General features: G+C 34.0%; 7 protein-coding genes. 6 read left to right on the forward strand and 1 reads right to left on the reverse strand.

Translation table 11 applies throughout. The features are described from left to right. The first annotated feature begins 26 nt into the window (after positions 1–26). Genes IC221_RS10960 through IC221_RS10970 form a run of 3 tightly spaced genes read left to right on the forward strand, consistent with a single transcriptional unit; the run spans position 27 to position 5715 of the window. Positions 27–3020: a two-component regulator propeller domain-containing protein gene (locus IC221_RS10960; protein WP_188169010.1), complete on the forward strand. Its 2994-nt coding sequence runs from the start codon at positions 27–29 to the stop codon at positions 3018–3020. Between the two features lie 4 nt (positions 3021–3024). Further along, a complete protein-coding gene (locus IC221_RS10965) occupies positions 3025–4116 on the forward strand; it encodes an aldose epimerase family protein (RefSeq protein ID WP_188169011.1) in 1092 nt (363 codons plus the stop codon). Between the two features lie 42 nt (positions 4117–4158). Continuing rightward, positions 4159–5715 (forward strand): arylsulfatase, encoded by a 1557-nt coding sequence (locus IC221_RS10970; RefSeq protein ID WP_188169012.1) that lies wholly within the window; start codon positions 4159–4161, stop codon positions 5713–5715. A 378-nt stretch (positions 5716–6093) separates the two neighbouring features. Here IC221_RS10970 and IC221_RS10975 read toward each other — a convergent pair whose 3' ends face one another. Beyond that, a complete protein-coding gene (locus tag IC221_RS10975; RefSeq protein ID WP_188169013.1) occupies positions 6094–8991 on the reverse strand; it encodes an MBG domain-containing protein in 2898 nt (965 codons plus the stop codon). Between the two features lie 649 nt (positions 8992–9640). Between IC221_RS10975 and IC221_RS10980 the strand changes: the two genes are divergently transcribed. From IC221_RS10980 to IC221_RS10990, 3 genes are all read left to right on the forward strand, one after another. Continuing rightward, positions 9641–11521, forward strand: a complete 1881-nt coding sequence (locus IC221_RS10980) for an alpha-galactosidase (RefSeq protein ID WP_188169014.1) — start codon at positions 9641–9643, stop codon at positions 11519–11521. 105 nt (positions 11522–11626) lie between these two features. After that, the gene (locus IC221_RS10985; RefSeq protein ID WP_188169015.1) at positions 11627–13249 is read left to right on the forward strand and encodes a glycoside hydrolase family 31 protein; all 1623 of its coding nucleotides are present in this window, start codon (positions 11627–11629) and stop codon (positions 13247–13249) included. A 12-nt stretch (positions 13250–13261) separates the two neighbouring features. Continuing rightward, entirely contained in the window at positions 13262–14974 is a 1713-nt protein-coding gene (locus IC221_RS10990; protein ID WP_188169016.1) for a hypothetical protein, read from the forward strand. Positions 14975–15071 lie beyond the last annotated feature (97 nt).

The raw sequence follows: 15071 nt of genomic DNA on the forward strand, positions 1-15071 counted from the left end.
TCATGAAAGGGTTACTTTAAAATAGAATGAGATCTTTATTTACCATATTACTTCTATTCCTTCTCAATGTTTCTTACGCTTCAAATGCATTTAAGATACATGCTCTCACAAAGTATTTATCGAACAGTGAAGTGTATTCATTGCTGGAGGATCATAACGGTTATATCTGGATTGGCACCCTGGATGGCTTAAATTATTATGATGGTTATGATATAAAGGTGTTTAATATTGGTGATGATAAAGAAAACTCACTTTCGAACAATACCATTTATGCTTTAGCAGAGGACAAAAGAGGTAGGATCTGGATTGGAACAAATGACGGATTGAACATTTACGAACCTCTTTATGATCGCTTCACTCAGGTTTCTCTCAATAAATATATCTCCAGAAAAGAGCGTGTCAATACATTTTTGATTCAAGGAGATTACCTTTTTGTAGGTACACAGATGGGATTGTATATCATTAATATCAATCAAGAAACGGATCAGGTTAAAGAAGATAATTTTATTAAAGTCAATGAAATATTTTCTCAGTCTTCCATTAATAATATAGTTATTGACCCAAAAGACAAAGAAGTACTTTGGGTGGCTTCAAGCGATGGAATGGCAAAGATTAAATACAATCACAAAAAGAAGAGAATAAGAATTTTATCAAAGCCTCAAAGCTTATCGAATGTGAAAATTACAGCTTTGGATTTTGATATTAATGGTAATATTTGGTTTTCGACAGTAAATGCTCTGAATAAATATTCAATTTCTGATGATAAGGTTGAAAAATGGAAGGATATAACATCTATTTCTGATCTGCAGATCGATAATAATGGTCACCTGTGGGTCTCATCAGTAACAAGTGGTTTGTTTTATTTAGATAGTTCAAAATTTGAAAACAAAGATGCCAATATCCGTAAGTTAATGCGTACTTCAACACCTCTTATCCGATCATTATTATTGAGTAAAGATGGGACTTTATGGATAGGGACAATTGGTGAAGGAGTGAACTACCTTGATGTAGATAATAATCCGTTTAAGCTTTATAATGTCTCCAAATTCATTGAAAATCAAAAAATTACACACTTTGTGCGTTCGGTTTATAAAGATGAAAAAACAAACTGTATTTATTTCGGATTGCACTATGGTGGACTGTATGTTTATAATTTAGAAACAAGATCGACACAAAAAGTAGGGTTGGGCCAACTACTTGTTTTTGATATCAAAAAGATCAATGGAGAATTATTAGTGGGAAGTAAACAAGGTGTTTATAAGGTCAATAAAGCAAATGACAAATATATAGCTGAGAGAATTATTACTATCCCATCTACTTGTACTAATATTTTGAGAAGTTCAGACCCTTCAAATCTGTGGATTGCTTCTTTGGATGGGGTTTATAAATTTCAAAAGAATAGTGATAATAGTTATTCTCCTAAACTCTATAATAGAGAATCAGTACCCAATCTTTCAGGGAGAAACGCAAGAGTCCTTTTTTATGATGAGGAGTACAAGGAGATATGGGTAGGTTTTGAAGGTGGAGGCTTAAATATTTTGTCTCTTGATGAAGAGGAGAATGTTAGAAATGTAAATATCATCAACGCTAAAATTGGTGAAAAAGTAATCTCCAACGACTTTGTAAGGTCCATTCGTAAAACCCAAACGGGTGCATATTTGGTGGGTACTTACAATGGACTTAATATTTTAAAAAGAATAGGGGATGATCTTTTTGAGAATAGTATTATTTCTAAAAAAGATGGACTGCCATCCAACATGATTCAAAGTATTGAGGAAGACAAAGATGGAAATATTTGGCTTGGAACGAATAATGGATTGAGTCGATTGACTATCAATAAGGATAAGTCGACCAGTATCATTAATTATTATAGACAAAACGGATTACCAAGCAATGAATTTTCTGAACACGCCTCAAGTAAAACAGAAAGTGGTGAAATTTTCTTCGGTACAAATCACCTTTTCTTCTCTTTTAGGAGCGATGATATAGTAGTGAGTGGAAAGGGGCTTAAAGCTTCTATTGATAAGTTCCATATTCTAGGTGAAAGAATAAATCCAAATGAAGATTTCCATGGAGAAATTAAAACAACGGTGTTAACGAATGACCTGAAAAAAATAATTCTTTCACCTAATGAAACTTCATTTTCTATTGATTTTATGGTCAATGAAGTGGGAAGAGCAAAAAGGGTAGGTTATGCTTACAAGTTGGAGGGTTATGATGAGAATTGGCACTTCCTTACAAATACGAATAGACATATAGAGTATGTTCATTTGCCTTATGGTACTTATAATTTACTTTATAAAGCGTCTTCTGTAGACGGTATTTTTGATGGAGAATATCAGTCACTAAATATTCATATTGATCGACCTTATTACTTAAAATGGTATGCTTTTCTAAGTTATGTCATTATTCTATTGGGTATATTATACATTTTGTATTTGTCTAAATTTAAGCATGATGCAGAAGAAAATATTAATATCCAAGCTAATCATCAGCTAGAGACTAAACTGAAGGAGGTAATACAGAAAGAGGTGGTGTCTTCAGAAGAACCCGTAGTCAAAGACACTGAGGAGAAAAAGGAAATTACCCTAGATAATGAAGAAGGTAAGGAGGTCGAGAAAGAGAAGGAAACTGAAGTAGTTAATGAGGATAAACCAAGGCTTTCTATACAAGATGAAAAGTTCTTGAACAAACTTTCAGAAGCAATTGCTGAAGGTCTTTCAGATTCAGAATTTACAATAGAAACATTAGAAAGAGAGTTAGGGATGAGTCATTCCAATTTTTACAGGAAAGTGAAAAAAGTGACAGGTCGATCAGCAAAAGATATTCTTCAAGAAGCTCGATTAAAAAAGGCCGCTTTCCTTATTACTCAAGAAGAATATAGAGTATCTGATGTAGCTTATATTGTAGGGTTTAACAACCCAAAATATTTCAGCAAGTGTTTTAAAGAGTACTTTGGAGAAACGCCAAGTCAGTATGAACAGTCTGAAAAGCAACGAAAAGTAGAAGTCAAAAATTAGAGATATGAAATGTAGTTTAAAATATGTAATACTATTATTAACAGTGATAGTGTCTGGGACTTTATTGCCTAATATTTCGGAATGTAAAAGTAGAAATGGGTTCAAAATCATTGAATTAAGGAATGGAAATGGACAAAAAGTAGAGATTACTAATTATGGAGCAAGAATTATTTCTTGGTATGTAAAAGATAATCAAAACCATTTGAGAAATATTGTTCTTGGTTTTTCAACAAAGAAACAATACGAAAAAGCGGATGCCTCCTTTTACAGTGCTATTGTGGGAAGGTATGCTAACAGAATTGAAAACTTCACATTAGAAGGAAAAGAGTATCATCTAACGGATGACGATTTTATTTTACATGGTGGGGCTGAAGGTTTCCATCAAAAAATGTGGAAAATTAAAAAAGTAACTAATAATTCGGTAGTGTTATCTGTTTATTCCAAAGATGGTGAAGCAGGTTTTCCTGGAAATCTTACAGTGGAGGTAGAATATGTGCTTACAGAAAGTAATGAATTGAAGATTAATTATAAAGCAGAGACGGACCAGTCAACACCGGTCAATTTAACCAATCATGCCTTTTTTAATCTTAAAGGAGCAGGAAATGGTACAGTCCTAGATCTGTTGCTTAAAGTGAATGCAGATCAATACACTCCCTTAAAAAAAGGAGGTCTGCCTACAGGTGAAATTGCTGATGTCGTTAATACAGCTTTTGATTTCAGAGATTTTAAAAAAGTAGGAAAAGCAGTCAATAGCGATGACCCTCAAATCAAACTTGCAAATGGTTTGGATCATAACTTTGTAAGTAAAGGTGTGAACGCCCCGCTAATTACAGCCATTGACCCTAGTTCTGGAATAAAAATGGAGATGACGACAACGCTTCCGGGAGTACAAATTTATACTGCCAATTTCTTAACAGGAAATGATAAAAGTGATGAAGGTAAAGCTTTTAAAGCAAGAGAGTCTATTTGTTTTGAGGCTCAATTTTTTGCCAATTCACCTCAGCATTCCAACTTTCCTAATACTATACTAAAAGCAGGTGAAGTATATAGACATTCCACCACTTATAAAGTAAGTGTAGAGAACATGAATGAGTAATAACTTAATAACGATAATCGAAAATCCTTTTAAATATTTTTTATGAAAAACTCTATTTTTTTTCATTTACTATTGGTGGCTTTCTTTGGAGTAAGCTGCCAAAATAGTCAACAGCAAACATCAGAAAAGACGGTCTCAAAAAAGCCAAATATTATTTTTGTTTATCTCGATGATTTAGGTTTTGGAGATATTGGGGTCAATGGTGCCAAAGGAGTTCAAACACCCAATATAGATGGTTTAGCCAATGGAGGCGTAAACTTTTTAAATGGGTATGCATCTTCGGCAACTTGTACACCATCAAGATATGCGGCATTTACAGGTCAGTATCCTTGGAGAAAAAATGCTAAAATTTTACCAGGTTCAGCACCAATGCTGATTGATACTACCCAAGTGACATTGGCAGGGATGCTAAAAGAAGCGGGTTATAATACTGCAATCATCGGTAAGTGGCATCTTGGTCTGGGTACACATGATAAAGACTGGAATGAGCATATTTATCCTAATCCAAATGACGTAGGTTATCATCATTCTTACATAATGGCAGCAACACAAGACCGTGTGCCTACTGTTTATATTGAAGATGGTGATGTAGTAGGTTTGGATAAAAATGATCCCATTCAAATTAACTATGACGTAAACTTCCCTGGACAACCTACAGGAAAAGATAACCCTGAGTTGACTACAATGAAATGGCACCACGGTCACAACAGCACGATCATTAATGGAATCCCTAGAATCGGCTATATGAAAGGTGGTAAATCTGCGATCTGGAATGACGTGGATATGGCGGATCATTTTCTGGGTAAAGTGAAAAACTACATCAATGAGAAAGCAAAAGAAGATAAACCTTTCTTCTTAACTTATACAATGCAACAGCCGCACGTACCAAGAACTCCGCATCCCCGTTTTGTAGGTAAATCTACTTTAGGACCAAGAGGAGATGTAATTGCAGAAGCGGATTGGTGTATTGGTGAATTGATGAAAACGATCAGAGAAGCAGGTATTGAGGAAAATACGTTGATTGTTTTCTCTTCTGATAATGGACCTGTACTTAATGATGGCTATTATGATGATGCAGTAGAAAAATTGGGTGATCATGATCCAAATGGAGGTCTTAGAGGTGGAAAATACTCTTTGTATGATGCCGGAACTCATGTACCTTTTATTACTTACTGGAAAGGACAAATCAATCCTACAGTATCTAATGCTTTAGTTTGTCAAATGGACTTATTTGCTTCATTAGCCGAATTGGTGGGTAGTAACATGAAGTCTGAAGATTCAGAGAATGTACTTTCTGCTTTATTAGGGGAGTCTAAGAAAGGTAGAGAATCTCTTATTCTTGAAGCGACCACTCGTACTTCTTACAGAAAAGGTGATTATGTATTACTTCCCGCATATGAAGGACCTGAGGTTAATCATGAGGTGAATATTGAGTTGGGCAATTTAAAAGAATTAGCACTTTATAATTTGAAAAAAGACCCTGCTCAGCAAAACAATTTAGCAAAAGATAATCCTGAACTTGTCGCTTCTCTTTTAAAAGAATTTGAATCAAAAAGAGGTGCAGACTATAAAAATACATCTGCTTTGGAATTGAAATAAACTAGAGTGTTTATCAGTTGATTAAACGGTATTTATCACCTCATTAATTTTAGAATTGATGAGGTGATTTTTTATATTCACTAGATTGTATTGTAAACTAAAATTATCGTCAACAATCAATCAAACTCTTTTCAAGTTTCCTTTTTCTTTATTTTGATTAAAACAAATACTCCTTTAAGATAATATGGTGGTATTACAAATTGATTGGCTTATTTCGTTTTACAGATGGCTGTTTTTTGATAGTTTATTCTAATTGTAATACGACTGCCTAGCGAACTACAACACGAATAATTTTTTATTCATTAGCTTAATATCATACACAAAAAAAGGCACCGCAATAGAATTACGGCACCTTGATTACTATCGCTTACTCTAAAGTTATTGAACTATTAGTTTCTTTGTTTTAGAACCTTGAGGTGTATTAATTAATACAAAATACTGTCCTGCACTTAAAGCTGAAATATCGTATGTTTTCTGAGCTTTATCAAAAGTAGTTACTACACGTCCAAGTGTATTGTAAATGATCACTTGGTTCACTTGTGCCTCAATTGAAATAAAGTCAGAAGCAGGGTTTGGATAAACATTCACAATGATTTCACTTGGATCAATAGAAGTAGGTATTTCAGGGTTTTCATCACCATCATTTGTAATCACTAGGGTATGTTCTATGGATAAAGCAGTGTAATTAGTTCCTTCTTCCATAATGATCGTAATAATCACTTCCCCTTCCTTAATAAGTGTGCCCGTATTGCCTTCTATCGTCATTAAAGACACATCATCTACATTATATGTGATGTTACCATCAGATGCTGAAGTAACACTTAAAAGTACAGTTTCTTCAGTAAGATCAATAGTATCAACAATTTCAGAGATAATTGAAGGGGTAGCTTTTGTAATAGTATGAGTACCAGCTACATATTCAAAGCTATAATTATTATCAGATGCACCTTGGTGATTAATTTCGTATTCTCCTGCATTACTACCTTCAATGTCAGTACTTAACGTTGGTGCTATATCAATAACACTTTCATTTTCATTATTTACAAAACCTACTACTGTATAACTAGCATTGATAGTTTCTCCGTATACTGAAGTAGAATTTTCAGTAGTAACAACTAATTGAGCTTTAGAGATGGTATGTGTACCAGCTACATATTCAAAATTATAATTTTCATCAGAAGCACCTTGATACTCCACTGTATACTCACCAACTTCAGTAGCCGTTATATCATTAGTTAGAGTTGGTAGTACATCAATTACACTTACGTCTTCATCATTCTTCAACCCTTCAACAATAAAATTTGTTGTGATTTCTTCCCCATATTCTGAAGAAGTATTTTGAGCCGATACTGTGGCAGTAGCCTTTGTTATGGTATGAGTACCACTTACATATATAAAGGTGTAGTTGTTGTCAGAGGCTCCATTATAATCTATAGTATGTTCACCTACGTTCAAGACAGAAAGGTCAGTTTCTAAACTTGGTAATTGATCAATCACACTTTCATCTTCATTATTCAGAAGACCACTCATGATATAAGACGAGTTTGTTTGATCACCATATTCAGAAGAAGTGTTTTGAGCTGTTACAGTAGCTGTTGCTTGTGTGACGATCATTTCGTCATGAAAACCATTTTCATCTTCTTCAGGATATAAGAAAGAATAATATTTACTTGATCCTCCTACAATTTTGATTTTATAAGTACCCACATCATAATTGTCAGCTGTTTCAATTTCTACTGTAGGAGGTACAAAATCATTCGTCGGTTCCATCGTATCTCTGTCTCCTTCTAAAAGGTTTGTAAAACTAAATTCAAATGATGGTGTACCTCCATAAGTAATTTCTTTACCGCCTGAGATAGAAACGGTAGTAGTTCTTTGTTTTATAGTGAAAGTTCCTGTAGCAGATCCAACAAATCCATTTTGATCAACAGAAATCGTAAAATCATAATCACCTAGTTCTGTTACCTCATTGCTTACCTCACCGGTTATTTGATTTTTAAAAGAATAAGTAATCATATCTTCTGTTACCATATTATTATCACCAATTACTTCTACCGTTGGATATCTTGGTGAACCAGAATATGCATATACTTTGTCAGTTATATTTAGTGTTACTTCTGTGATGGCTTCAATGGATAAATCATCGATTTTGATATTTCCAGTGTAAGCGTTCAAATTATTACCCATAGAAATACTGACAGATTGAATAGTTCTTGTCTGATCTTCTGTTAATACTAACTCATAGTCAGCATATTCATTTGAAGTAAGTGTGTTAATATTGGTGGTTTTCTTTATAAAATCACTGCCCCCACTGCCATAAGTTAACTTAATGTCACATGAAAAATCATCTGATACTTTTTCTTTTTTGGTGGTGCCATCTAGTCTAGGGTATAATTTCTCAGTGTCTTCTACTTTTAGTTTAAATTTTACTCTGTAGCTTTTATCAGCTTCAAGATCAAAGTCTGTTTTAAATGATACTTGCTGTCCGAATCCTACATTAGAAAAGAAAGTTTTGTATTGGTCTGGGTCTTTGACACGTACATTTAATGCTCCTTCATCAATACCAATATAGGTTTTGATTGGAAGAATTTGATTGATGTAAATAGGATCTGTAAAGTCATTTCTATATGCAACACTACTGGATGCTGGTGAACTGATTTTTACTAGGGTCATATTATCCATGTAGAGTTCTCTTCCAGGTGAGGATTTATAGTCAATATTAAAACCAAGGAAAGCATAACCATTATTAATATTATCTTCTGATACTGTAAATTCCTGGAATATAAAACTCCATTCATCATCAATCGCTATCTGTTTGTGGGTTGTTTTTGTTGCAGATATAAAGCCACTGTATTTTGATTGTTTTGCGAGAATACCATTAATATTCACTTCGCTATAGTTTTGGTCACCTTTAGCATAAAAACCAAAAACATAAGTACCGGCTCCGTTAAGTGCAGTACCCCAAAGTCTTAAATCACAATCATAATTGTCAATTGTATTTGTAACCAACTTTAAACTGTGTGAACCTTCAAAACTTTCAGTGTCAACAATTCCCGAATTGGCTAAATCTGCTCCTTTATCTACATGAAGGAAAATACCGTTTACGCTCCATTTATTGTTGTTATCAGGATCTTGAACAAAAGCTTCATTACCCATTTCAAAACCACCGTTGTAAACAGAAAGTGCTTCATAGTTATATATTTGAGCATTAACATTAATACTGATAAACAGTACAGAAAGGAGTAAAGAACAACTCCAATAGTAAAATGACTTCATAAGAGAGTAAAAAATTAAGTGATAAAATTCATTTCACTCGTAATTTGCATTTATTAAGTCGGGAGGTGGGGTGAATAATCTTCCAAAATGAGAAGTATAAAAAACAGTTCAAGGAGTAAATGACATAAAATCAGTGGTTTGTGTTTTTTATTTGAACTGAAAATAGACTCTTTTTTTATCGTGTAAAATGTTAATAGGGGAGTGTTTTTTTTGATTGGAAACAGCAGTTTTCTATAAGAGATAAACAAGTTGATTCAATTTTACATTTCTCATGCAATTAAAAAAGCCAGATAGTTCGATGTAAACTTTCATCATGATGAAAATCTTGAGAAATGGATTATTGATAAAGTTTTTTTGATGTGATTTTTGAATATATAAACCTGATTTTCTTACTAAATTATGATGTGAGAATAGATGTATTTGAAAAGTAAGTAGATCGTATTTAAAGTGTTGTTATGCAGTGTTTTGTAGTTGTTTTTGAACAATTATTACCCCTGTGTAAAAATCGCTCAATATAGTTGTAAACCTCTTAAAAGGTCGATTTGTTACAAATTTGGCCGATAATTGAGGCTTTTGTTTTTTTTAGTAAAACTACTTTTGAGTATCGAAACAATTTTTTTTAAACTCTTAAGTATGATTGAAAAGAAACATGAAAAGACTATCTAAATATACACACCTGATATCAGCATTAGCTTTGACTTGTACAAGTTTCATTGTTGGCTGTAATGCTCCTATTAATACCTCTCAAAAGGTTTCAGGGGTAGACGACTTAACAGTGAATAAACCTTTTACTACTGAAGTAAGAATACAAGAGGGTAGTGTGAAAAAACTTATTGAAGTAGATATTGCCAACCATTCAGGTGAAGAGCAAGAAGTTAAAAATATTAAGTTCAAGTTAGATATCGGTTATACGATTTCAAAAGATGCCCAAATCATGATGGGGTGTACAGATATGGGTAGACAACCTACCCGTGTTTTTTCCAATAATAAAAAGATTGACTACTACTCAAAGAACTTTGTTATTGTGAAAGAAAAAGAACAGTATACTTTAGCTGGCTTATTGACATGGAATGTTTTCTTGCCATCATTTACCATTGAAAATGACAGTATCTATGTTACTGCTGAAGGTGATGGTAAGCTTGTTGGGAATGAAAAGGAAGTAGACTTTGAAAAAATTGTTGTATTGAAAGGAGATAACTGGTCTTCACTTTTAGATCAATATGGTAAACTGATTTATAAAGAAAATGGTAAAAGAGCGTTGAAAAACGATACTGTTTTTAAGGGTTGGGCTACATGGGATTACTATGTAAGAGATTTTACAGCAAAAGATGTGGATGATAATATTCAAGCTTTAAATGCATTAAACACTTCTTCTAATCTTATTCAGCTTGATGGTGGATGGTGGCCTCAAAGAGGAGACTATGATCAAACAAAAGCCGGTTATGACATGAAAGAAGTAGTAAATAATATTACAGATAACGGATACAGTGTAGGTCTTCATTTTGATGGTTTTAGAGGAGACACAAGAGCAAAAGTATTCAAAGAACATCCTGAGTATTTTTTAAAAGACTTTGACGGAGAGTATAAAGTACATACTTCAATCAGAGGAAATGGAGATACATTAAGCTGTACATTTTTTGATTACTCTAATCCTGAAGCACGTCTTTATATCCAAAAGATGGTGAAAAATATGCGTGAGGAGTGGAAGGTGAAATATTTCAAAGTAGACTTTATGCGTTATGGTTTGGAACCGGGTATTCCTTTTGTAAAGGGTACTACACCAGCCGAACGTTTTCAATTGGGTATCTCTGCTATTCGTGAAGCAATTGGTGACGAAAACTATTTCCTTGGTTGCTCTGCTGTGTTTGGCCCAACTTTCGGTCATATTGATGGTTTGAGAACGGGTGGTGATATTTTTCCTAGATATTCAGCAGTACCAAGAAGAGCAGCTGCAAACTTAGGTAATTCATATTTACATGGTAATGTGATGAATACGGACGCAGATTATATCATTCTAAGAGAGAGTTCAGAAGAGGATGAAACAATTACAGTTGACCCTCATAAACATTCTTCTTTATCTAAAGCTGAAACAATTATTTGGTCTAAGTTCTCTGCTTTATTTGGAAATACTAGACTGGATAGTGATAAAGTGGGTATTCTTGGAAAAGACAAGAAAGCATTATTACCTCAAATGTTTGATTTCCCTAGAATGGATAAAATCATTGCATTAGACTCTTGGGAACATTATACTTCCAATCAAGATTCACCTCACATTGTATTGTCTGAAGATAGTGAGAAGACTTATGTTTCTATTTTCAATTGGGGTAAAAAAGCACAAAAATATACGATAGACGGTTTCATCTCTAAAAACGGACAAGCATACTACGGAGATGATAATTTTTCAATCGAAAATGGTGAGTTAGATGTGACTATTCAAGGCAAAGATTGCTTGATTATAGCTTTGGATAAAAAAGAGGACATTTTTGGCTTGATAAAAAACTTAAAACATTCTGCCAAAGAGGTTTTATAGCAAAGCATACTGCGATTAGTAACTAAAAGGCTACTTATTATATATGTAGCCTTTTAATTCCTATCACTTCCTATAAATGATTAGAATTGAAATATTACTTATGATATGAGACTGACACAGAAAATAGTTGTTTTACTAATTTTATGTTTTGCTTTTTCTTTGGTGAAAGCACAAGGCAAAAAAGAGGTAAAACTCAGCATTGATGAAGGAGAATATTGGTGGGGAGGATTGAGTTCTCTAGGGCATACTATGCCTTATGATCAAACAACAGAATTTGAATGGGATTTGTGGGGAGATAATAAAGGTAATCAAGCACAACCCTTGTTACTGTCTAGCAAAGGTCGTTTTGTTTGGAGTGAGTCACCAATCAAATATTGCTTTGAAAAAGGACAGTTGACAGTAACTGTAAGAGAAGGTGAGATTATTACAGGGCAAGCAGGTGAGACCTTAAAGTCTGTCTATGACTTTGTTTCTGAAACCTATTTTCCGTCTAATGATAAAATTCCAGCAGAAATAATGTTTACTAATCCTCAGTATAATACTTGGATTGAGTTGATGTATGAGCAGAATGAAGAAGATATATTAAACTATGCCCAGTCAATTATTGACAATGGCTATCCTCCAGGGGTGCTGATGATTGATGATAATTGGCAGGAAGATTATGGTACTTGGCAATTTTCCTCCAAACGGTTCAAAGATCCAAAAGGAATGATAGAAAAGCTCCATAAAATGGGTTTTAAAGTAATGTTGTGGGTTTGTCCTTTTATAAGTCCAGACTCTCAGATATTCAGGAAATTAGCAGAAGAAAATAAACTCTTACTAGCTCCAGATAAAAAACAAAATATATTGTGGGCTAATACTAAAAACAAAGCGGCAGCTGTAAGATGGTGGAATGGTATCAGTGCCTGTTTGGATTTAAGTAACCTTGAAACAAGACAATGGTTTCAGGAACAATTAGATATTTTAGTGGATGAATACGGTGTGGATGGTTTTAAATTTGATGCTGGTGACGCTCGATTCTATAAGGAAGGGGTAGTTTCAAAAATAGAAGGAACACCCAATGACCATACTACTTACTTTGCTGAAATCGGATTGCAATATCCTTTCAATGAATACAGGGCTTCATGGAAAATGGCAGGGCTACCTTTGGTACAACGACTCAGAGATAAAAATCATCATTGGGAAGATCTTCAAAAATTAGTAGGTGATCAAATGGCTCAAAGTGTAATGGGCTATGCTTATACATGCCCAGATATGATAGGAGGAGGACAGTATACTTCATTTTTAAATCTTGATGAAATAGATCAGGAATTAATAGTCCGTTCAGCACAGGTACATGCCTTGATGCCCATGATGCAGTTTTCAGTATCTCCATGGAGAGTTTTATCAGAAGAAAATGCACAATTATGTAGAGAAGCCGCTCTTCTGCATGAAAGTATGGGAGAACACTTTGTAGCTTTGGCAAAGAAGGCCTCAAAAACAGGCGAACCTATCGTAAAACCAATGGCTTTGGCTTTTCCTGAGGGTGGTTTTGAAAAAGTAAATGATCAGTTCGTATTGGGAAATGATATCATTGTAACGCCTGTTTTAGAGAAAGGTATGCGAAGTAGAGAAGTAATTTTACCCAAAGGAAAATGGGAAGGTGTTGATGGAAAAATATACAAAGGAGGAAAAATAATAGTTGTTGATGCTCCTCTTCATGTATTACCCTATTTTAAGAAAAGATAAATAAATTAAATAATGAAAATAGATTATAATAAATATATACTTAGTTTTCTTCTCATTATTGGATTGACTAGTGCAGGAAACCCAAAGTTGTTACCTGAAGGTGATTATCTTTATTGGCCGACTTATAATTATTTGGAAATTGAGGATTTATCTAAGATAACACCACAACCTTGGGTAACTGAGGAAGGTGTGGTTGAGGGATGGGATTGGTCATTACCTCCAGAAGTAAAGCCAGCACCCAATTCATTGGTTGGGTTACAAAGAAATATAGGTCTATATAAAGATTTTAAAAAACTGAAATTGAAATTTGAGAGTAATTCAGTAGGTATACTCTGGGTAAAATGGAGGGATATAGAACAAGTAGAAGGAGAATACAATTTTGAACCTATTATCGACAGAATAAAACAAGCCAAAAAAGCGAAGACAGATGTTTTATTGAGAATATTATGTCATTCTAAATCAAGAGGGAATGATGATAAAGCACTTAAAAGAGGAGACGCTCCCCTTTGGTTAGAAGCTAAAGGAGTCAACCTTTTACCCCCAAAAACACCTAAACATAATCTTAATTTTGATCCTTCTCACCCTATATTTCATAGCCATTATTTAAAGTTGGTCAATGAGTTGAGAAGAACAGAAATTCCTGACTTGGTAAAAGCGGCTTATGTCGGATATGCGTCTCCAAGTTTTGGAGATGAAGGAATTGGTCCTTACGGTGAAAAAAATAGTGCAGCCAATGACACCGTTCCGCATGTAAGAGACAGACTAGATGCTTGGCATGCAGCATTTGTGGGGCAGGAGCATAAAGTATTTATGGGGGGGCCTTGTGAGTATGGTTTTCAAAAAGGATTTGGTGTAAGAAGAGGTTTCGTGGAGATGTACTATTACAACATCCCTAATTACGATTTAGGGCAATACCTTGATGAAAGGGGCTACTTGAGTGTAGATGAAACTTCACCTATTTTGATCAATAAAACATTCAATGGAGAAGTTAATGAAGAATATGAAGAAGATTGGGCAACACCTAAACGAAATTTCAGATTTGGAAAAACAACGAATCCATATCCTTATAGATACTTTATCAGTACATTAAGAGCGTTACAGATGAGGTGTACTTATATCCATACAACAGGACATTTAATTCCAGAAATGTTGCCATTCATGTCCTTGGAACTCGGGAGAACAGTTGAAGATACGCCAGATGTATGGACTTTTTTAAATACAAGTTATATCAATAGCAAGTATTATCAGTCGCATGATTATAAGAACAGAAGTATTTCTGAATTAGAGCAAAAAGAAGGAATTGAGCTCAAAAATTTAGAAAGGTGGCTTTATCAAAGAGATGCAGAAGGATTTGAGACAAAACCAGCAGTAAAAATAAATCACCCTATTGAGATGTGGATGATGCAGAAAGGTAAATACTACGATTACATTGCTAGAGAAGGTCAAAAAATGGGATTTGATATTGATGACCGTTGGAATAAAGACAAGTTAGCAATCAAAATCACCTATTTTGATAAGGAAAAAGGTGAAATGCTTTTAAAGTGTAATGAAGGTAATCAGCAAAAGAAACAGCTGTTAACTGGTGATGGACAATTAAAGACAACCACATTTATGATCTCAGATTTCCAGAAGAACAGTATGGATCATCAATTTGATTTTACAATTGAATCAGGAAATAAAGACAGTAAAATAGTAGTGTCGATGGTGAGAGTGGTAAAAATATAAAACTTGACATGTTAGATTGAATAACATAGTGTTTGTGTGATTAATTAAAGGGAGGTATTGCTAATACTTCCCTTATTTGTTTACTTTACTATCGTGT

It is taken from the genome of Flammeovirga sp. EKP202 (genome assembly GCF_014534745.1).
Taxonomy (GTDB): domain Bacteria; phylum Bacteroidota; class Bacteroidia; order Cytophagales; family Flammeovirgaceae; genus Flammeovirga.